Source organism: Serratia sp. G204Y (assembly GCF_051172435.1).
Lineage (GTDB): Bacteria > Pseudomonadota > Gammaproteobacteria > Enterobacterales > Enterobacteriaceae > Serratia > Serratia sarumanii.
This window is the reverse complement of sequence record NZ_JBPIZA010000001.1, coordinates 1-19,305: the sequence shown is the minus strand read 5'-3', so window position 1 is coordinate 19,305 and position 19,305 is coordinate 1. Positions and strand designations below refer to the sequence as shown.

Sequence of the window (19,305 nt, the reverse complement as noted above, 5' to 3'; positions counted from 1 at the left end):
TTGTTCAGCCAGACGCTATAAAGACCCCGCATGAGTTTACCTAACATCGCTGAAGTAAAATCCTTCCTGCTGGCGCTGCAGGATCACATCTGCGCGCAGCTCGCCCAGGCCGACGGCGGCGCCGCGTTCACCGAAGACCAATGGACGCGTGAAGAAGGCGGCGGTGGCCGCAGCCGCGTGTTGACCAACGGCGCGGTGTTCGAACAGGCAGGGGTCAACTTCTCGCACGTCTCCGGCGCCACCCTGCCGGCCTCGGCGACCGCGCACCGGCCGGAGCTGGCCGGGCGCAGCTTCCAGGCGATGGGCGTCTCATTGGTTATCCACCCGCTCAGCCCCTACGTGCCCACCAGCCACGCCAACGTGCGCTTCTTCATCGCCGAAAAGCCGGGCGAGGCGCCGGTGTGGTGGTTCGGCGGCGGCTTTGATCTGACGCCGTTCTACGGTTTCGCAGAGGATGCCGTGCATTGGCACCGCACCGCGGCCGAGCTGTGCGCGCCGTTCGGCGACAAGGTCTACCCCAAATACAAACAGTGGTGCGACGATTACTTCTTCATCAAGCACCGCAACGAAGCGCGCGGCATCGGCGGCCTGTTCTATGACGATCTGAACACCCCGGACTTCGACCACTGCTTCGCCTTCACCCGCGCGGTGGGCCAGGGCTTCCTCGACGCCTATCTGCCGATCGTGGAAAAACGCAAGGCTTTGACCTGGGGCGAGCGCGAGCGTCAGTTCCAGCTGTATCGCCGCGGCCGCTACGTGGAGTTCAACCTGGTATGGGATCGCGGCACGCTGTTCGGGCTGCAAACCGGCGGGCGCACCGAGTCCATTCTGATGTCGATGCCGCCGTTGGTGCGTTGGGAATATAACTACCAGCCGGACACAGGCAGCCCGGAAGCGGCGCTGGCGCGCGATTTTCTGCCGGTGCGCGACTGGCTGCAGGAGCCGAAATGATGCAGATTTGGGTCGATGCAGACGCCTGTCCGAACGTGATCAAAGAGGTGCTGTTCCGCGCCGCCGATCGTACCGCCATCACCGTAACGCTGGTGGCGAACCAGCCGCTGCGCACGCCGCCGTCGAAGTACATCCGTTCGCTGCAGGTGGCGGCCGGCTTCGACGTGGCCGACAACGAGATCGTGCGCCGCTGCGAAGCGGGCGATCTGGTGATCACCGCCGACATTCCGCTGGCGGCGGAGGTGATAGAGAAAGGCGCGGTAGCGCTGAACCCGCGCGGCGAACGCTATACGCCGGACACCATCCGCGAGCGCCTCAACATGCGCGATTTTATGGATACCCTGCGCGCCAGCGGCATCCAGACCGGCGGCCCGAACGCGCTGAACCAGCGCGATCGCCAGCAGTTCGCCAACGAGCTGGACAAATGGCTGCTGCAGGCAAAGCGGGCGCAGTGACTGCACCCTGCTCTGCTGCGGTTTAGAAGCGCACCTCCCCACCGAAGATATAGGTGCGCCCACGGGCGGTGTTGGCGGCCGTCGCGTCATCCCCCTGGATCGGCAACATATTCAGTTTGTTCAACGCCTCGGAATAGCTCTTGTTCATCACGTTTTGCACGCTGAATTTCAGCATGACGTTGCGGTTGATCTGATAAGTGCTGTACAGGTCGATAACGGTAGGAATATTCGGCATTTCCTGCTTGAGGATTTCACCGGTCGATTCACTCTGCTCATAATCCGGCGACAGGCGACGCGTCTTGCCCGTATATTTCACGATGCTGCCGACGGTTAGCGATTCATCAAGAAAACGCACCCCGGTATCCAACGTAAAGTACATGTCCGGCAGTTCATTGATATCCCCGGCGCCGAAATAGGTGCTGGCGATGGAGGTCGGCTGCTCGGTGTGCTGCTTGCTGAAAGAGACGCGCGCGAAGGCTCGGCCGGCATCATAGTTGGCTTCAACCTCAACACCATGCATACGCACCGGCGTCAGAGAGTTGACGTAGATATACATATTGTCCGAGTAATCTTCGCTCGCATCGGCCCAATCGTTTTCCAGATTTTCGCGATAGCTGCATTTCCGTCCATTGCGGCACACCATGTAAGATTCACTGAAGATGTAATTGCGCACTTTACTGGTATAGCCCACGACCTTGAGGCGTAAAGAGTCTTCCTTAACCAGCAGATCGTGCCCGTTGGCGTTGAAGCCGGCCTGCCAGGTTTCCGCTCGTTCACCTTTGAGGAACGGGTTCATCGATGCGCCACCCGAGTTGGAATAGAACATTTCTTGAATGTTCGGCGCACGCATCGACTTGCTGTAGCTGACGAATGGCTGCAACCACGGCGTCACCTGCGCCGATAGCATTACCGAAGGATTGAACCCTTGCTCTTTCAAATTGATGCTCGCGGCCCCTTGCGGGAAGCACTCCACGCGATAATCGCATTCAGGCTTATAGCCGGTCAGCTTGTTGCTGGTGTAGTTCAGGTTGAGATCGAGCTGATAGATATCCCGGTTAAGCTGCAGGCCGGTATATAAACTGCCGATTCGCTGCTCGCCGGATGGCGCGAAGGTATTATTTTCTATTGCTTCCTGCGCCGTCTGCGAATTCTCTATAGCCGATTCTACATGCTTACGGTATTGGTTGCGCATCAGTTTGCCGCCATAGCTGAAGGCTACATCGGTATCCAGCAGGCTGAATCGGCTGGTGTTATTGATATCCAGCGCATCGGAGCGGTTTTCCGCGTTGGTGTTAAAGAAGGTGAACAGCGAACCGCCGTCGTATTTCTGATTGCCTTTACTGGTGCTGACGGTGAGGTTTAAATCCACCAACTCCGAAAACGGCGCATAGTGATATTTGAGATAAAGGTCATGGCTATCGATATCGCGCCGAGAAAAGCGGTTTTGGTAGTTCCTGGCGGAAAACTCAATGCTATTGAACTCGTTCGGTTTGATATCCAGTTTGAACAGCTGTGACTTGGGATTTTGCTTCATAAATTCATCGTACCCAAAATCTTCGCTGCTGATACCGTCGCCATTGTTGAAGTTCGAGTAAATGGAGCTCCCACTGATCGCGGCCATCGCGCCAATGCTGCCGGTATCGGTAAACGCCTGCCCCTTACCGGCGACGGCGATCATGCCGCTGCGGCCAATGCCGTTGCTGCCGACAGAGAATTTGGTTCTCACCCCGAAAGGATTGCCAGAAAAGATCACATCATCGACACCGATTGTGCGGAAGTTAGCACTGCCTGCCAACGCATTTACGCCGCTGCCGCCACTGTTCTCACCGCGCGCCACGTCCACTCCGACGATAAAATTGGGATCTATCAAGACCCCCGCCTGGTTATTGGTCGAACCGTGTGACATCACACCAGACGTGGAAGTACCGTAATAGTTCTGGGTAATGCCATCGACCATGGTATTGACCCGGCCAAAACCGCTCAGACCGCGGATATTGACGCTGACGGCCCCCTGACTGGGATCGATCTGGGTATAGGTGCCCGGCATGCTGCGCAGAATGCTGTCCACCGACTCGAGATTCTTGTTTTCGTCGCGCGAGCTGAACGCGCCCGGCCGGGCCAGCGCGTCTTTTTCGCTGCTTTTGCCGCTGTCGGCGGCCGAGACGTTCAGCGGGCTGAACGCCACGCTGCCTTTATTATTTTCCGCCTGTTCCTGCGCGGCCGCAGCCTGCCCGTACAGCGCCAGTCCCGCGCCGATCAGGCTCGCTATCATTTTGATTTTCATATATCCCCAGAAATAGCCAATAAGGTTTGATGGCCGACAATGCCCAGCAAAAAGCCCGCCGAAAGCGCGGCTAAAGGTTTTTATTGTTTTATTGCGCCGCAGCGTGCTGCGGCGCTAAAGGTTATTTCTGCGCCTGCCGGTCCGCCGCCAAAATAAAGGCGTACTCCAGCGCGCCGTTTTCCAGCCGCGCCAGGCGGCCCGACTTGCCGCCGTGGCCGGCGGTCATGTCGGTGGAGAGCAGCAGCAGCGAATCGCCCTGCTTGAAGCGCCGCAGCTTCGCCACCCATTTGGCCGGCTCCCAATACTGCACCTGGGAGTCGTACAAGCCGCTGGTAACCAGCAGGTTCGGGTAACGCTGCTTGCGCACGTTGTCGTACGGGCTGTAGGACTTCATCAGCGCATAGGCGGCCGGCTGGTGCGGGTTGCCCCACTCCTCGTATTCCCCGGTGGTGAGCGGAATGCTGTCGTCCAGCATGGTGGTCACCACGTCGACGAACGGCACCTGCGCCACCACCGCGTTGTACAGCTGCGGCGCCTGATTGATCACCGCCCCCATCAGCAAGCCGCCAGCGCTGCCGCCCATGGCATAGATGCGCCCCGGTTGGCCGTAGCCGTCTTTGATCAGCGCCTGGGTAGCGTCGATGAAGTCGTTGAAGCTGTTCGGTTTGTGCGTCAGCTTGCCCTGCTTGTACCAGCTCTGCCCCAGCTCGCCGCCGCCGCGCACGTGGATCAACGCATAGACGAAGCCGCGATCCAGCAGGCTGATGCGGTTGGCGCTGAACGCCGGATCCATGCTCATGCCGTAAGCGCCGTAGCCGTACACCAGCAGCGGGTTATGCCCGTTTTTGAACAGCGATGTGCGGTACACCAGCGAGACAGGCACCTTCACGCCGTCACGCGCCGTTACCCAGATGCGCTCGCTGTGATACAGGCTCGGATCGACGCCTTTCACCTCCTGCTGCTTCAACAGGGTGCGCTCGCCCTTGTTCAGATCCCACTCATAGGTGCGGGTCGGCGTGGTCATCGCCGAATAGCCGTAGCGCAACCGATCGCTGTCCGGCTCCGGGTTATAGCCCAGCCAGGCCATGTAGCTGGCGTCATCGAACGGGATGGCGCGCTCGGTTTTGCCGTCCCAGCTGATTTGCCGCAGCTGCACCAGCCCGTTGGCGCGCTCCTGCACCACCAGCCAGTCGCGGAACAGGCTGAAGTTCTCCACCTCGTGCTGCGCCTGCGGCGCGATCAGCGTCTGCCAGGGATTGCCCGCCGCCGCCGTGCGGTACAGGCCAAAGTTCGGATCCTGATGGTTGGAACGCAGATAGAACTCGCCGCGGTAGTGATCGAGATAGTACTCGCGGCCGTTCTGCCGGGCGGCGAACAGCTGCTGCTCGCGCTGCGGCTGGTTGGCGTCGATCAGGCGCACTTCGGAGGTGGTGTTGCCGCTGATGGTCAGAATCAGGTAATCACGCGAGGACGAGCGGCCGAGGCTGAGGTAGAACGCCGGATCGTTTTCCTGGTACACCAGCTTATCTTCCGCCGTCGGCGTACCGTACTGATGGCGATAAACCTGGTATGGCAACAGCGTTTGCGGGTGGTTGCGCACGTAGAACAGGGTTTGGTTGTCGTTGGCCCACACCATGTTGCCGGAGGTGTTTTCCAGCGTTTCCGGCGACCAGCGTTCGCTGCCTATCTCGCGCAGGGAAATGCGGTATTGGCGGCGGCCCTGCAGATCTTCGGCCACCGCCAGGCGGCGGTTGTCCTGGCTGACGTCCATCGCCCCCAGGCGATAGTAGGCGTGGCCGGCCGCGCGCTGATTGGCGTCCAGCAAGGTTTGCCACGGCGCGTCGGCGGTCAGTGCCTGGCGCTGATACCGCGCGAAATCTTTACCGGCGGCGTAGCTTTCCTGATAGCGATAGCCGTTGAGCTGATACGGCACCGAACGATCGTCAGGGTTCATGCGGCCCAGCATCTCCTGATACAGCGTGGCGCGCAGCTTCTGGTACGGCGCCATCATCTGCTCGGTGTAGCGGTTCTCCGCCTTCAGGTAGTCCAGCACCTTCTGCTCTTTTCGGCTGTCGTCGCGCAGCCAGTAGTAATCGTCGGTGCGCGTCTCGCCGTGGGCGGTCAGCGCTTTCGGCGCGCGTTCCGCCAACGGCGGCTGCGGTTGCGCCAGCGCGGCGCCGGCGACGCCTAAAGAAAACCAGAGCGCGACCGCGATGCGACGGCGCGGGGTGGATAACAGCGGATTCATAATCCCTCACGAAGTTTGAAAAGGCGGACGACGGCGATACGGCGCCTACGGGCATTAACGGCGGGCATTCAGCTCCGCCAGATTGAAATCGATCGGCATCGTCACCCTGACGGCCCCCTGCTGCAGCATCTCCGGCGGCGGCGGCGGCAACGGCTGAGCGCGCGACACCACCGCTACCGCTTCCCGATCCAGCGACGCAGTGCCGGAGCGCACCAGCAGCGTAACGTTCGAGACCCGCCCCTGCGCGTCGACGCTGAAACTGACCTGCGGCATGCCGCTGCGCCGGCGGCTGCGGGCATCCAAAGGGTAATCCTTGATGCGGTTCAGTTTGCCTTTCACCAGGCTCTCCCACGACAGTTTGGCCTGTGCGTTGCTGTTGGCGTCGCTGTTGATCGGTGCGGCGGTCTGGTGGGAGATCGTCTGCGCCTGCGGCGCGGCGGCGCTGGACGCGGCGGCGTTGCGCGTCTCTTTGGCCTGTTCCTGCGGCTTCGGCTGCGGCTGCGTTTTTTGCGGGGGGCGGCGTTCGGCGCGCTTCTTCTGCGCCGTCACGATTTTCGCTTTCTCGGCGCGCGCCAGCTTGGGCAGATCCGGCTGTTGCTGCTGCTCCGCCGGCTGCGCCGCAGCGGATTCCGCCTGCTGCACGCCCAGCGGCAGCGGCTTGCTTTCCGGCGCTTCAATCTGCGCCGCCCAGCTCATCATCACCGCCGGCGGTGGCAACACCACCGGCTCCAGCGCCGTCTGCGGCCAGTAAAACAGCAGCACCAACGCCGCGTGCGCCGCCAGAGCGAGCAGCAGGCCGCGCGCCCAGCGCGGCTGCGGCAGTTCAAAGGCCGGGAGGGAGTAAGACTGACTTAACATAGGGGCATTAGCTTGCTTAATTGCGAATGATTGCAGATCACATTTACTAATGATAATCATTTGCAACTATAATTAACACCCCTTTTCACTCTCTTAACGTATTCATTTCACTGATGGTGTGATCCACAGGTAGTCTGCGGTGTTCGCATCGACCTGTACGCCCGGCTCCGCCAGCATCAGCACCGTCAGCACCGTCAGCGCCGCCGCCGGTTGCAGATCCCGCACGTGCAGCGGCACCCCCACCGATTTGGCGGCGTGATAGCCACCGGCGATCAACAGCGCGGGCGTGGGCGCCGCCAGCAGGCGCTCAGCCATGCGCCGGTCGCGTTGCTGCTGGATCGCCAGCATCGCACGCAACTGGTCGGCCTCAATCTTGCCGCCGTGCGAAGTGCGGATGGTCTCTTCCAGCGCCTTGCGCACCGCCGGCTGCGCCGATAGCTGCCCCGCCGGGAATTGCGGCTGCTGATAGAACGCCATAATCTCGCTACGATCCAGGTTGGCCGACCACAGCGGGTAAGGCGCGCGCATCGCCGCCATCGTCACCCCGCCATACAGCGCCCACTTCCAGCCCGGCTGCCAGGCGATCAGCTCCGCTACGCGGCCGTCACGCACCGTGGGATCGCTCTGCAACCACTGCTTGACCTTGTCGACCTGCGCCTGTTGGTTCGGGTTGATCATCTCCATCAGCACGCTGCCCTGCGGCCGCCGCAGCGGCAGCTGCTGCACCAGCCATTGCTCAATCTGATGGTGGTAAGGATTGTCATGTTTCTCACCCAGGATCACCCGCGGCTGCTGCGCCAGTCGCGTCAACAGCTGCTCCGGCGTCAGGCTCGCGCCGCTGTGCAAATCGGTGATGCTCCCCAGACTCGCGACGTCGTTGGCCGGCGTCTTAACCGGCGTTTGGCTGCAGGCGCCGAGCGCCAACGCCGCCAATAAAATCAGGTATCTCATCATGTTGCCCCATTATCGAAAATGGCGACATTATAGATAATAATTATCATTTGCATATAGATCCGGCTTAACGATTTTTTTACGCGCCGATCGCCGGCTGCGCATTGCGTTGAAAAAGCATTGCGGGTATAACCAATAGCCATTCAGATATTTAGACGTCTATACGGATAGATTATTATGCAACCATCGGCACCCGCCGCAGGACAGTTCAAACGCAGCATGAAGGCCCGGCACCTGGTGATGCTGTCGCTGGGCGGCGTGATCGGCACCGGGCTGTTTTTCAACACCGGCTACATCATCTCCACCACCGGGGCGCTCGGCACGCTGCTGGCCTACCTGATCGGTGCTCTGGTGGTGTATCTGGTGATGCTGTGCCTGGGCGAGCTGTCGGTGGCGATGCCGGAAACCGGCGCTTTTCACGTCTATGCTTCCCGCTATCTGGGGCCGGCCACCGGCTATACCGTCGCCTGGCTGTATTGGCTCACCTGGACGGTGGCGCTCGGCTCCAGCCTGACCGCCGCCGGATTCTGCATGCAGTACTGGTTCCCGCAGTCGCCGGTGTGGCTGTGGTGTTTGATCTTCTGCGTGGCCATTTTCCTGCTTAACGTGGTGACCACCCGCTTTTTCGCCGAAAGCGAATTCTGGTTTTCGCTGATCAAAGTGGTGACCATTCTGGCGTTTATCATTCTGGGCGGCGCCGCCATGTTCGGCCTGCTGCCGATGAAAGACGGTACCCCGGCGCCGTTCCTGCATAACCTGACCGCTTCCGGCTGGCTGCCGCACGGCACGCTGCCGATCCTGATGACCATGGTGGCGGTGAACTTCGCCTTCTCCGGCACGGAACTGATCGGCATCGCCGCCGGCGAAACCGAGAACCCGGAAAAAGTCGTGCCGCTGGCGATCCGCACTACGGTGATCCGCCTGATGCTGTTCTTTATCGGCACGGTCTTCGTGCTGGCAGCGTTGATCCCGATGGATCAGGCGGGGATCGTCAAAAGCCCGTTCGTGCTGGTGTTTGAACGCATCGGCGTGCCTTACGCCGCCGATATCTTCAACTTCGTGATCCTGACCGCCATCCTGTCGGCGGCCAACTCCGGCCTGTACGCCTCGGGGCGCATGCTGTGGTCGCTGGCCCACCAGCGCACCCTGCCGGCCTACTTTGCGCGCGTCAATGCGCGCGGCATTCCGATCAACGCCCTGACCTTCAGCATGCTCGGCGGCGTGCTGGCGCTGCTGACCAGCGTGATCGCGCCGGACACGGTGTTTGTCGCCCTGTCGGCGATCTCCGGTTTTGCGGTGGTGGCGGTGTGGCTGAGCATCTGCGCGGCCCACTATGCTTTCCGCCGCGCCTACCTGCGCAGCGGCCAGCCGATAAGCGGCCTGAAATACCGCGCGCCCGGCTACCCATTGACGCCGATCCTCGGCTTTGCGCTGTGCCTGCTGGCCTGCATCGGGCTGGCGTTCGATCCGGAGCAGCGCATTGCGCTCTACTGTGGGCTGCCGTTCGTCGCCCTGTGCTACCTCACCTATTTCCTGACCCGGCGCGCCGGGCAAAAAACCGCTTTGGGAGAACAACATGTCGGTTAACAACCCCGTCGCCCGCCTGCTGGCCGAACATCCCACGCTGATCCTGGACGGCGCGCTGGCCACCGAGCTGGAAGCGCGCGGCTGCGATCTGACCGATCCGCTGTGGTCGGCCAAGGTGCTGCTTGAAAATCCCGAGCTTATCTATCAGGTGCATCTTGATTATTTCAACGCCGGCGCCCAATGCGCCATCACCGCCAGCTATCAGGCCACGCCGCAGGGCTTCTTGCGCCGCGGCCTGGATCAGGAGCAATCGCTGGCGCTGATCGCCAAAAGCGTGCAGCTGGCGCAGCGGGCGCGCCGCGATTATCTGGCCGCGCACCCGCAGGTCGCGCCGCTGCTGATCGCCGGTTCGGTGGGCCCGTACGGCGCCTATCTGGCCGACGGCTCGGAATACCGCGGCGATTACCGGCTGGCGCAGGATGACATGATGGCCTTCCACCGCCCGCGCATCGCCGCCCTGGCGGCCGCCGGCGTCGATCTGCTGGCCTGCGAAACGCTGCCGTCGTTCGCCGAACTGCAGGCGCTGCTGACGCTGCTGCAGGAATTCCCGACGCTCGGCGCCTGGTTCGCCTTTACCCTGCGCGGCAGTCAACATCTCAGCGACGGTACGCCGCTGACGGAGGTCCTGTCCGCGCTGCGCGGCAACCCGCAGGTGTTGGCCATCGGCATCAACTGCATCGCGCTGGACAAGGTCGCCCCGGCGCTGCGCCAACTGGGCGCGCTGGCCGACAAACCGCTGCTGGTTTACCCGAACTCCGGCGAGCACTACGATGCGGTGAGCAAAACCTGGCACGCCTGCGGCGGCGAGCACGGCAGCCTGGCCGATCAGGCGACGAAGTGGCGCGCGCTCGGCGCACAATTGATCGGCGGCTGTTGCCGCACCACCCCGCAGGATATCCGCGCCATCGCTGCGCGCTGCAAGGCATAAAAAAAGCCCCCGGCGCCAGCGGCGCAGGGGGCCAGTCACTCAACCCGGGCTTACAGCGGTTCGGTCTGGGCTTCCACCACCGCCAGCGCCACCATGTTGACGATGCGGCGCACCGAAGCGATCGGCGTCAGGATGTGCACCGGCTTGGCGACCCCCATCAGCACCGGCCCGACGGTCACCCCTTCCGAGCAGGAGACGCGCAGCAGGTTGTAGCTGATGCGCGCCGCTTCCATGTTCGGCATGATCAGCAGGTTGGCCGAGCCTTTCAGCGGGCTGTCCGGCATCAGATCGTGACGGATGCTTTCCACCAATGCGGCGTCGCCGTGCATTTCGCCGTCGATCTCCAGCTCCGGCGCCAGCTCGTTCACCAACTCCAGCGTTTTGCGCATCTTGCGCGCCGCCGGGCAGTCGGAAGAGCCGAAGCTGGAGTGAGACAGCAGCGCCACCTTCGGCTCGATGCCGAAGCGGCGCACGGTTTCCGCCGCCATCAGGGTGATCTCCGCCAGCTGTTCCGGGGTCGGATCGTCGTTGACGTAGGTGTCGGCGATAAAGGTGTTGCCGCTCGGCAGCAGCAGCGCGTTCATCGCGCCGGCGACGTGCGCGCCTTCACGGAAGCCGAACACGTTCTTCACCACGTCGTAATGCTCGTGGTAGCTGCCGATGGTGCCGCAGATCATCGCGTCCGCTTCGCCGCGGTGCAGCATGATGGCGGCGATCAGCGTCGGGTTGCCGATCACCGCACGGCGCGCCTGCTCTTGCGAGACGCCGCGGCGTTTCATGATCTGGTAGTACTCGCCCCAGTATTCGTTAAAGCGCGGATCCGACTCGTTGTTTACCACTTCGAAATCCTTGCCCGGCGTCAGCTGCAGACCCAGCTTTTTCAGGCGCATCTCGATCACGCTCGGGCGGCCGACCAGGATCGGGAAGGCCAGCCCCTGTGACACCAGTTCCTGCGTGGCGTGCAGCACGCGCTCTTCCTCGCCTTCCGCCAGCACCACCCGCTTCACCTCTTTGCGCGCCTGCGAGAAGATCGGCTTCATGAACAGGTTGGTTTTGTAGACGAACTCCGCCAGCTTCTCGACGTAAGCGTCGAAGTCTTCGATCGGGCGCGTCGCCACGCCGGAGTCCATCGCCGCCTTGGCTACCGCCGGCGCGATCTTGACGATCAGGCGCGGATCGAACGGTTTCGGGATGATGTATTCCGGCCCGAAGGAGAGATCCTGATCGTCATAGGCGGAAGCCACCACGTCGCTCTGCTCCGCCAGCGCCAGATCGGCGATGGCGTGCACGCAGGCCAGCTTCATCTCTTCGTTGATGGTGGTCGCGCCCACGTCCAGCGCGCCGCGGAAGATGAACGGGAAGCACAGGACGTTGTTCACCTGGTTCGGGTAATCGGAACGGCCGGTACAGATGATGGCGTCCGGGCGCACCGCTTTGGCCAGCGGCGGCAGAATTTCCGGTTCCGGGTTGGCCAGCGCCATGATCAGCGGATCGCGCGCCATGGTTTTCACCATATCCTGCGTCAAGACGCCCGGGCCGGAGCAGCCGAGGAAGATGTCGGCGTTCGGGATGGCGTCGCCCAGCGTGCGCTGGCCGTTATCCTCGATGGCGTAGGCGGCTTTGGTCTGCTCCATATTGGCGTCGCGGCCTTTATAGATGACGCCCTTGGAGTCGCAAACGGTGATGTTCTGTTGCCGCAGCCCCAGCGCCACCAGCAGGTTCAGGCAGGCGATGGAGGCCGCGCCGGCGCCGGACACCACCAGGCGTACGTCGGAGATATTCTTCTTCACCACGCGCAGGCCGTTAAGCACCGCCGCAGTGGTGATGATCGCCGTGCCGTGCTGGTCGTCGTGGAACACCGGGATCTTCATGCGCTCGCGCAGTTTCTGTTCGATGTAGAAACACTCCGGCGCCTTGATGTCTTCCAGGTTGATGCCGCCGAAGGTCGGTTCCAGCGCGGCGATAATGTCGATCAATTTGTCAGGGTTATGCTCATCCACTTCGATATCAAACACATCGATACCGGAAAACTTCTTGAACAAAACGCCCTTGCCTTCCATCACCGGCTTACCGGCCAACGCGCCGATATTGCCCAGACCCAGTACCGCCGTGCCGTTGGAAATCACCGCCACCAGGTTGCCGCGCGCGGTGTATTTGTAGGCTGCCAACGGATCTTCGGCGATCTCGAGGCAAGGCGCGGCGACGCCCGGCGAATAGGCCAACGCCAGATCGCGTTGGGTCGCCAACGGTTTGGTGGGGGAAACCTGGATCTTCCCTGGGACAGGAAACTGATGGAAATCAAGGGCACTCTGTTTGAGCTGTTCGTCCATTATGGATTCCTTTGTTTTTTGCTTTTATGTTGAGGTAAGGCTTTGAGGCTGCGCCCTGCCGTGGGCCGTGGCGCCCAAGTACAATGACAGGGCGCAGCCTTGAAGTATAGTGAGAGAAACATCACAAACTTTGAAGCGCGCCATAACCTTGGCCGAAAGACCGTTTTAAAAGTAAAAAAAGGATCGCGAGACGAGTCGAAGAAGCGCCGCCGTCAGCGTGGCGGCAGCGTGGCGCGCCAAGCGTTGAGCGTCTCCACCTGGCCGGCGCAAATGTGTAACGAGGTTTGTAACGCCAGGGTATAGCTTACCGCATCGCCCCAGGTCTCCCCTCGCAGCCGCGGTTGCTCACAGGGCGCGAACACCGATTCAGGGGGCAACAGCGGCACGGCCTGCGGCGCCGGCGGCCGGGCGCAGGAGCTCAAGCACAGCGCCAGGCAGAGGCTGAGCGGCGCAGGGATCGTTTTTAATCGCTTCACGGTATTTCCTCTGATAAGCCTCGTGTTGTTGGCGCAACTGCCGTTCCTGCCGCTGCTGCGCCGCCATCAGCGCACGGTTTTGCGCATCCTGGGTCTGCAGGGTGGCGATCAGCCCGGCCTGCTGCGCCAGGCTTTTCTGTAGCTCCGCCGCCAGTTGGCGCGCGGACGCCAACTGGTGCGACAGCAGCGAGCTGTAGCCGCCGAGGCAGATGGCCACCAGCAACAGCAGCAGCAACCCGCCCTGCATCAGTTTTTGCAGCCAGCCGCTCATGCCGGATAGTCCCGGAACGCCAGCTGGAAGTGCGGGCCATCCTTGAGGGTTTTCCACTCGCCGCCCCATTCGACGTTGATCCCGCATTCACGCGCCGCGCGCCGCACCGCCACCGCAATCTGCGCGTAGTAATCCCACTCCCAGGAGACCACACCCGCCGGCATCGCCACCACGTCCACCGCGTGGCCGGTCAGATGGCGGCTGCGCAGCGTTTGGCTGCTGCCGGCGCGCACCATTTCCCGTTGGCGCGCCATGCTGCGCAGCCCCTCGCTGACGGAAAACGGCACCAGCGAATAACGCAGCGCCAGACGAATAACGCGCACCAGATCCGGGTGCACGCCGCGCAGGTTCTCTTCGCTGCGGGCGGTAAAACGAATCTCTTCGATGTCATTTAACATTTTTAAACCCCGTCTTTTTGCCGATGAACTTTTTAATTAAGGCGTTGATGTAATCTGCCCCCATAAAGCCAATCAGTACGCTGGCCAAATTCGCCCACTTTAATTCCAGGCCCATCAGCGCCAGCGCATCGCGCACCGTCCAGGCCAATAACGCGCACATCGCCGCATTCAATAAACGGCGCCGAATGCCCACGTTGCGGTAAGCGCCGTGCAATAGCGCCATGACGCCGGCCAAAATGGCGTTTAATACCGGCTGAAGATATTCACATACTCGCTGGACTATTAAGCCAACAGCGTCAGGCTCTATGCTGGACATAGCTCATCTCCTTTTTTATTTTTAATTAAATGCCAATCACGGCCGGTGGGACATCGGATAATCAGAATCTAGTTAAGGATGCTATTACAAAGCAAATGAATAAATACAGGCCCTATGGTCGAATTCATTCATGCTGAGCGTTGGCACAACGCATAAGCGCCAATGTTGACGGCGATGAATAAAATTTCATTGTTATCGTGATTTATTTCGACTTTCGTTTTCACGAAAAATAAACATTAATGGCTGCGGGAAATATGTCCCATCTTAAAAACATCCACTCTGGAGAAATACCATGTCCACACGCAAAGCCGTTATTGGGTATTATTTTATTCCGACCAACCAAATCAATAATTACACCGAGTCCGATACGTCCGTCGTGCCGTTCCCGGTTTCCAACATCACGCCGGCCAAAGCCAAACAGCTGACGCACATCAACTTCTCGTTCCTGGATATCAACAGCAACCTGGAATGCGCCTGGGATCCGGCCACCAACGATGCCAAGGCGCGCGATGTGGTCAACCGCCTGACCGCGCTCAAGGCGCACAATCCCAGCCTGCGCATCATGTTCTCCATCGGCGGTTGGTACTACTCCAACGATCTGGGCGTGTCGCACGCCAACTACGTCAACGCGGTGAAAACCCCGGCCTCGCGCACCAAGTTTGCCCAATCCTGCGTGCGCATCATGAAGGATTACGGCTTCGACGGCGTGGACATCGACTGGGAGTACCCGCAAGCATCAGAAGTGGACGGTTTCATCGCCGCGCTGCAAGAGATCCGCACCCTGCTGAATCAGCAAACCGTCGCCGACGGCCGCCAGGCGCTGCCGTATCAGTTGACTATCGCCGGCGCCGGCGGCGCCTTCTTCCTGTCGCGCTATTACAGCAAGCTGGCGCAGATCGTCGCGCCGCTCGATTACATCAACCTGATGACCTACGATCTGGCCGGCCCCTGGGAGAAGATCACCAACCACCAGGCGGCGCTGTTCGGCGACGCGGCCGGGCCGACCTTCTACAACGCGCTGCGCGAAGCCAATCTGGGCTGGAGCTGGGAAGAGCTGACCCGCGCCTTCCCCAGCCCGTTCAGCCTGACGGTCGACGCCGCGGTGCAGCAACACCTGATGATGGAAGGCGTGCCGAGCGCCAAGATCGTGATGGGCGTCCCCTTCTACGGCCGCGCCTTCAGGGGCGTCAGCGGCAGCAACGGCGGCCAGTACAGCAGCCACAGCACGCCGGGCGAAGATCCGTATCCGAGCACCGATTACTGGCTGGTGGGCTGCGAAGAGTGCGTGCGCGACAAGGATCCGCGCATCGCCTCCTATCGCCAGCTGGAGCAGATGCTGCAGGGTAACTACGGCTATCAGCGGTTGTGGAACGACAAGACCAAAACCCCTTACCTGTATCATGCGCAGAACGGGCTGTTCGTCACCTATGACGATGCCGAAAGCTTCAAATACAAAGCGAAGTACATCAAGCAGCAGCAGCTGGGCGGCGTGATGTTCTGGCATCTGGGGCAAGACAACCGCAACGGCGATCTGCTGGCCGCGCTGGATCGCTATTTCAACGCCGCGGACTACGACGACAGCCAACTGGATATGGGCACCGGCCTGCGTTACACCGGCGTCGGCCCCGGCAACCTGCCGATCATGACCGCGCCGGCCTACGTGCCAGGCACCACTTACGCGCAGGGCGCGCTGGTGTCCTATCAGGGTTACGTCTGGCAGACCAAATGGGGTTACATCACCTCGGCGCCCGGCTCCGACAGCGCCTGGCTGAAGGTGGGCCGCGTGGCGTAAGCCATAAAAAAAACCCCGTAGCCGAGCGCTGCGGGGTTTTCATTGAGTTAACCGTTTGATTTTCGCGTCCCTTCGTCTCTATTCCTTCAGTTGTGGCACCAAGGATAGCCGCCATCCCGCACCACTTCGCGGCCCATCAGGCTGTAAACATCGCTTTTGCGCGTCAGCCGCTCATGCCACCAGTTAAACCCGGCGCCCTTGCTGGCCGGATGCCACGCCAGCCAAATCATTTCGTCGCCCTTTTGCATCTCCACCGGCACCGTCACCAGTTCGCCGCTGGCCAGTTCCTTTTCGATGAGCGACGGCGGCAGAAAAGCGTGGCCAATGCCGCGTTTGAGCAACGCCAGGTTGCTTTCCACGTCGCACACCACCAGTTGGCGCTGCAAAGGCAACGTGCCGTGATTGCGTTTGGGCAGTTCATGGCTGCTGTCGGCGATCGCAACCACGATGTCGTTCAAGCGCTGCTTCTTGCACACCGGCTTTTTCTGCGCCGCGAACGGATGCGAGGGCGACACGCACAGCACAAAGTTGAGCTTGCCAAGCATCAGGGTTTTGGCCTGTACGCTGTCGGGGATTTGGCCGATGGCGATGATCAGATCCGCCCGGTTGTTCTTCAGCGCATCCCAGGTGCCGTTCAGCGCTTCTCGCTGCACCGAGATATTGGCGTTCGGGCAATGCTGAATATAGTCGCGGATATCCTGCGTCAGGGTCTCCAACGGGAAGAAGGTGTCCACCGCCAGGCGGATATTATTGTCCAGCTTGGGGATGTTTCTTACCCGGCTTTCCAGATCCTGCACCGCATTTAATATCCAGCTGCCCTCCTGCAGGAGAAATTCCCCTTCATCCGTCAGGGTAATCATGGGGCCATTGCGATGAAAAAGTTTCACGCAGAGTTTGCTTTCAATATTGGAAACCCGATAAGAGATTGCCGAAGGCGTTTTATGCAGCGCCTCCGCCGCCATAGAGAAAGAGCCGGTGCTCTTAATGGTGCTGATTATTTTAATCGCGTCCAGGGATAATCTAGTCATACAAATTCCTCTTTAAAATAAAACAAGAAAAATGACACTAAATTCCCAAGGTGGTGGCGCACAAAAATCGATCAAATCGAACAAGGATACTCAAGGCAACAAGCAATATACTTCATAAATGAGAGCGCTATCTTAAATACTATTCATCACGACCTGATATAAAATTCATCATAGCGCTCTATTTTTGCATTGTGACAGTTAAATAAATTCAGCCTAACGATCAAAGATCGTCATCATAATATTTTTCGTTAATAGCCGTTAAAACATTCCGCTCTGTCGCACGACCAGAATGATAAAAATAAAACAAGCCGACAAGAAGGGTTATTTCCAATTACGTTATTAGCCTCTCATTTTGTCGGTGAAATACGCTCAACTTACAACATAATTTCAGTCAGGAGTGACTTATGAACAAAACTTCCCGTACCCTATTCTCTCTGGGCCTGCTGAGCGCAGCCATGTTCGGCGTTTCGCAACAGGCGAATGCTCACGGTTATGTCGAATCGCCGGCCAGCCGCGCTTATCAGTGCAAACTGCAGCTCAACACCCAGTGCGGCAGCGTGCAGTATGAACCGCAGAGCGTCGAAGGCCTGAAAGGCTTCCCGCAGGCCGGCCCGGCTGACGGCCACATCGCCAGCGCCGACAAGTCCACCTTCTTCGAACTGGATCAGCAAACGCCGACGCGCTGGAACAAGCTCAACCTGAAAACCGGCCCGAACTCCTTTACCTGGAAGCTGACCGCGCGTCACAGCACCACCAGCTGGCGCTATTTCATCACCAAGCCGAACTGGGACGCTTCGCAGCCGCTGACCCGCGCCTCCTTTGATCTGACGCCGTTCTGCCAGTTCAACGACGGCGGCGCCATCCCTGCCGCACAGGTTACCCACCAATGCAATATACCGGCAGATCGCAGCGGTTCGCACGTGATCCTTGCCGTGTGGGATATAGCCGACACCGCCAACGCCTTCTATCAGGCGATCGACGTCAACCTGAGCAAATAATCGGCCAAATGAGGCCATCTTTGAGGGTTCAGCCTGGCGCTGAACCCTTCTTTTTTTGGCTCTCGCGCCACCGCCCCCCTCGCCTCTCCCGCCGTAAACCGCGCCCCGCCTGGGTTTACTCGGCATTCATTGTTATTATCCATCGCAACAATCAGAAAAAGCGCATTTTCATTCCCGACCCGATGATGCAGTGTGTTCCCCCTATGATGAAAAAGGTTCTCATTTCCCTACGTTGAGCTTGGTCAAGGAGCTTATCAATGAATCAATTAGACGCACTCAAGCAGCTGACCACGGTGGTCGCCGACAGCGGCGATATCGAATCCATCCGCCAGTTCGAACCCCAGGACGCTACCACCAACCCTTCGCTGATCCTGAAAGCCGCCGCGCTGCCGCAGTACAAGGCGCTGATCACCGAAGCACTGGACTATGCCCGCCGCCAGGGCGGCAGCAAGGAAACCCAGCTGATCAACGCCAGCGATAAGCTGGCGGTCAATATCGGCGTCGAGATCCTCAAAAGCGTGCCGGGCCGCATCTCCACCGAAGTGGACGCCCGCCTGTCGTTCGATCGCGGCATGTGCGTCGCCAAAGCGCGCAAGCTGATCGCCATGTATCAAGAACAGGGCATCGACAAATCGCGCATCCTGATCAAACTGGCTTCCACCTGGGAAGGCATCAAAGCCGCCGAGGAGCTGGAAAAAGAAGGCATCAACACCAACCTGACGCTGCTGTTCTCCTTCGCCCAGGCCCGCGCCTGCGCCGAAGCCGGCGTGTATCTGATCTCGCCGTTCGTCGGCCGCATCTATGACTGGTATCAGGCCAAACAGCCTGCCGCCAACTACGACGCCGAGCAGGATCCGGGCGTGAAATCGGTGCGCACCATCTATGAATACTACAAGCGTCATCGTTACCAGACGGTGATCATGGGCGCCAGCTTCCGCAAGGTTGAGCAGATCCTGGCGCTGGCCGGCTGCGATCGCCTGACCATCGCGCCGAACCTTTTGGAACAGCTGAAAAACAGTGACCGGCCGGTCGAGCGCAAGCTGACCCCGTCCACCGAGGGCTTCCACCAACCGGCCCCGCTGGCCGAAGCGGAGTTCCGCTGGCTGCACAACCAGGACGCCATGGCGGTGGAAAAACTCGCCGAAGGCATTCGCCTGTTCGCCGTCGACCAGCAGAAGCTGGAAGACATGTTGGCCGCTCAACTGTAACCGCACTGGAGTTTCGTTATGTCTTCTCGTAAAGAGCTTGCCAACGCCATCCGCGCACTCAGCATGGACGCCGTACAAAAAGCCAATTCCGGCCACCCGGGTGCCCCTATGGGCATGGCGGACATCGCCGAAGTCCTGTGGCGTGACTACCTCAACCACAACCCGACTAACCCGCACTGGGCTGACCGCGACCGTTTCGTGCTCTCCAACGGCCACGGCTCCATGT

General features: G+C 60.3%; 17 protein-coding genes and 1 pseudogene. 8 read left to right on the top strand and 10 right to left on the bottom strand.

The window, feature by feature from the left end; translation table 11 throughout:
* The first annotated feature begins 30 nt into the window (after positions 1–30).
* Together hemF and ACSBQQ_RS00085 are read left to right on the top strand one after the other, a co-directional pair.
* The gene (gene hemF / locus ACSBQQ_RS00090) at positions 31–951 is read left to right on the top strand and encodes an oxygen-dependent coproporphyrinogen oxidase (protein WP_060427676.1); all 921 of its coding nucleotides are present in this window, start codon (positions 31–33) and stop codon (positions 949–951) included.
* Positions 951–1,406: a YaiI/YqxD family protein gene (locus ACSBQQ_RS00085; RefSeq protein WP_004936514.1), complete on the top strand. Its 456-nt coding sequence runs from the start codon at positions 951–953 to the stop codon at positions 1,404–1,406. The genes hemF and ACSBQQ_RS00085 overlap by 1 nt, the downstream gene beginning before the upstream one ends.
* Positions 1,407–1,428: 22 nt before the next feature.
* Here ACSBQQ_RS00085 and ACSBQQ_RS00080 read toward each other — a convergent pair whose 3' ends face one another.
* The 4 genes from ACSBQQ_RS00080 to ACSBQQ_RS00065 all read right to left on the bottom strand — a co-directional run bounded on the left by ACSBQQ_RS00080 (position 1,429) and on the right by ACSBQQ_RS00065 (position 7,747).
* Positions 1,429–3,690 carry a TonB-dependent receptor domain-containing protein gene (locus tag ACSBQQ_RS00080; protein WP_060427675.1) on the bottom strand — a complete coding sequence of 754 codons (2,262 nt, stop codon included), beginning with the start codon at positions 3,688–3,690 and terminating at the stop codon, positions 1,429–1,431.
* 121 nt (positions 3,691–3,811) lie between these two features.
* Complete coding sequence (locus ACSBQQ_RS00075; protein ID WP_080431113.1) at positions 3,812–5,938, bottom strand: S9 family peptidase; 2,127 nt, start codon at positions 5,936–5,938, stop codon at positions 3,812–3,814.
* Positions 5,939–5,992: 54 nt separating this feature from the next.
* Positions 5,993–6,796 carry a TonB family protein gene (locus ACSBQQ_RS00070; protein ID WP_039564823.1) on the bottom strand — a complete coding sequence of 268 codons (804 nt, stop codon included), beginning with the start codon at positions 6,794–6,796 and terminating at the stop codon, positions 5,993–5,995.
* A gap of 102 nt (positions 6,797–6,898) precedes the next feature.
* Entirely contained in the window at positions 6,899–7,747 is an 849-nt protein-coding gene (locus ACSBQQ_RS00065) for a ChaN family lipoprotein (protein WP_435013192.1), read from the bottom strand.
* A 177-nt stretch (positions 7,748–7,924) separates the two neighbouring features.
* Here ACSBQQ_RS00065 and mmuP point away from each other — a divergent pair, with 177 nt between their 5' ends.
* Both mmuP and mmuM read left to right on the top strand, forming a co-directional pair.
* Positions 7,925–9,334 carry an S-methylmethionine permease gene (gene mmuP, locus ACSBQQ_RS00060; RefSeq protein ID WP_033635472.1) on the top strand — a complete coding sequence of 470 codons (1,410 nt, stop codon included), beginning with the start codon at positions 7,925–7,927 and terminating at the stop codon, positions 9,332–9,334.
* On the top strand, positions 9,324–10,262 hold the full coding sequence (gene mmuM, locus ACSBQQ_RS00055) for a homocysteine S-methyltransferase (RefSeq protein ID WP_060427670.1): 939 nt from the start codon (positions 9,324–9,326) through the stop codon (positions 10,260–10,262). The genes mmuP and mmuM overlap by 11 nt, the downstream gene beginning before the upstream one ends.
* 50 nt (positions 10,263–10,312) lie before the next feature.
* Here the strand turns inward: mmuM and maeB are convergent, their stop codons facing one another.
* From maeB to ACSBQQ_RS00030, 5 genes are all read right to left on the bottom strand, one after another.
* Positions 10,313–12,592, bottom strand: coding sequence for an NADP-dependent oxaloacetate-decarboxylating malate dehydrogenase (gene maeB, locus ACSBQQ_RS00050; protein ID WP_016926766.1), 2,280 nt, complete (start codon positions 12,590–12,592; stop codon positions 10,313–10,315).
* A 212-nt stretch (positions 12,593–12,804) separates the two neighbouring features.
* Positions 12,805–12,978, bottom strand: coding sequence for an Rz1-like lysis system protein LysC (gene lysC, locus ACSBQQ_RS00045; RefSeq protein WP_428847970.1), 174 nt, complete (start codon positions 12,976–12,978; stop codon positions 12,805–12,807).
* Positions 12,959–13,339: a DUF2570 family protein gene (locus ACSBQQ_RS00040; protein ID WP_060388097.1), complete on the bottom strand. Its 381-nt coding sequence runs from the start codon at positions 13,337–13,339 to the stop codon at positions 12,959–12,961. Before ACSBQQ_RS00040 ends, lysC begins: the two co-directional genes overlap by 20 nt.
* Positions 13,336–13,737: a M15 family metallopeptidase gene (locus tag ACSBQQ_RS00035; protein ID WP_021505638.1), complete on the bottom strand. Its 402-nt coding sequence runs from the start codon at positions 13,735–13,737 to the stop codon at positions 13,336–13,338. Before ACSBQQ_RS00035 ends, ACSBQQ_RS00040 begins: the two co-directional genes overlap by 4 nt.
* Positions 13,727–14,053, bottom strand: coding sequence for a phage holin, lambda family (locus ACSBQQ_RS00030; protein WP_004936551.1), 327 nt, complete (start codon positions 14,051–14,053; stop codon positions 13,727–13,729). Before ACSBQQ_RS00030 ends, ACSBQQ_RS00035 begins: the two co-directional genes overlap by 11 nt.
* Before the next feature lie 292 nt (positions 14,054–14,345).
* Here ACSBQQ_RS00030 and ACSBQQ_RS00025 point away from each other — a divergent pair, with 292 nt between their 5' ends.
* On the top strand, positions 14,346–15,845 hold the full coding sequence (locus ACSBQQ_RS00025; RefSeq protein WP_060422079.1) for a glycosyl hydrolase family 18 protein: 1,500 nt from the start codon (positions 14,346–14,348) through the stop codon (positions 15,843–15,845).
* An 86-nt stretch (positions 15,846–15,931) separates the two neighbouring features.
* Here ACSBQQ_RS00025 and ACSBQQ_RS00020 read toward each other — a convergent pair whose 3' ends face one another.
* The gene (locus ACSBQQ_RS00020; RefSeq protein WP_033635481.1) at positions 15,932–16,873 is read right to left on the bottom strand and encodes a LysR family transcriptional regulator; all 942 of its coding nucleotides are present in this window, start codon (positions 16,871–16,873) and stop codon (positions 15,932–15,934) included.
* Between the two features lie 404 nt (positions 16,874–17,277).
* On the opposite strand from ACSBQQ_RS00020, the gene ACSBQQ_RS00015 reads away from it, so the two are divergent.
* From ACSBQQ_RS00015 to ACSBQQ_RS00005, 3 genes and pseudogenes are all read left to right on the top strand, one after another.
* Positions 17,278–17,871: a lytic polysaccharide monooxygenase gene (locus ACSBQQ_RS00015; protein ID WP_033635482.1), complete on the top strand. Its 594-nt coding sequence runs from the start codon at positions 17,278–17,280 to the stop codon at positions 17,869–17,871.
* A gap of 257 nt (positions 17,872–18,128) precedes the next feature.
* Complete coding sequence (tal, locus tag ACSBQQ_RS00010) at positions 18,129–19,079, top strand: transaldolase (RefSeq protein ID WP_049195466.1); 951 nt, start codon at positions 18,129–18,131, stop codon at positions 19,077–19,079.
* Between the two features lie 18 nt (positions 19,080–19,097).
* Positions 19,098–19,305: pseudogene (locus ACSBQQ_RS00005) on the top strand (transketolase); the annotation flags it as partial.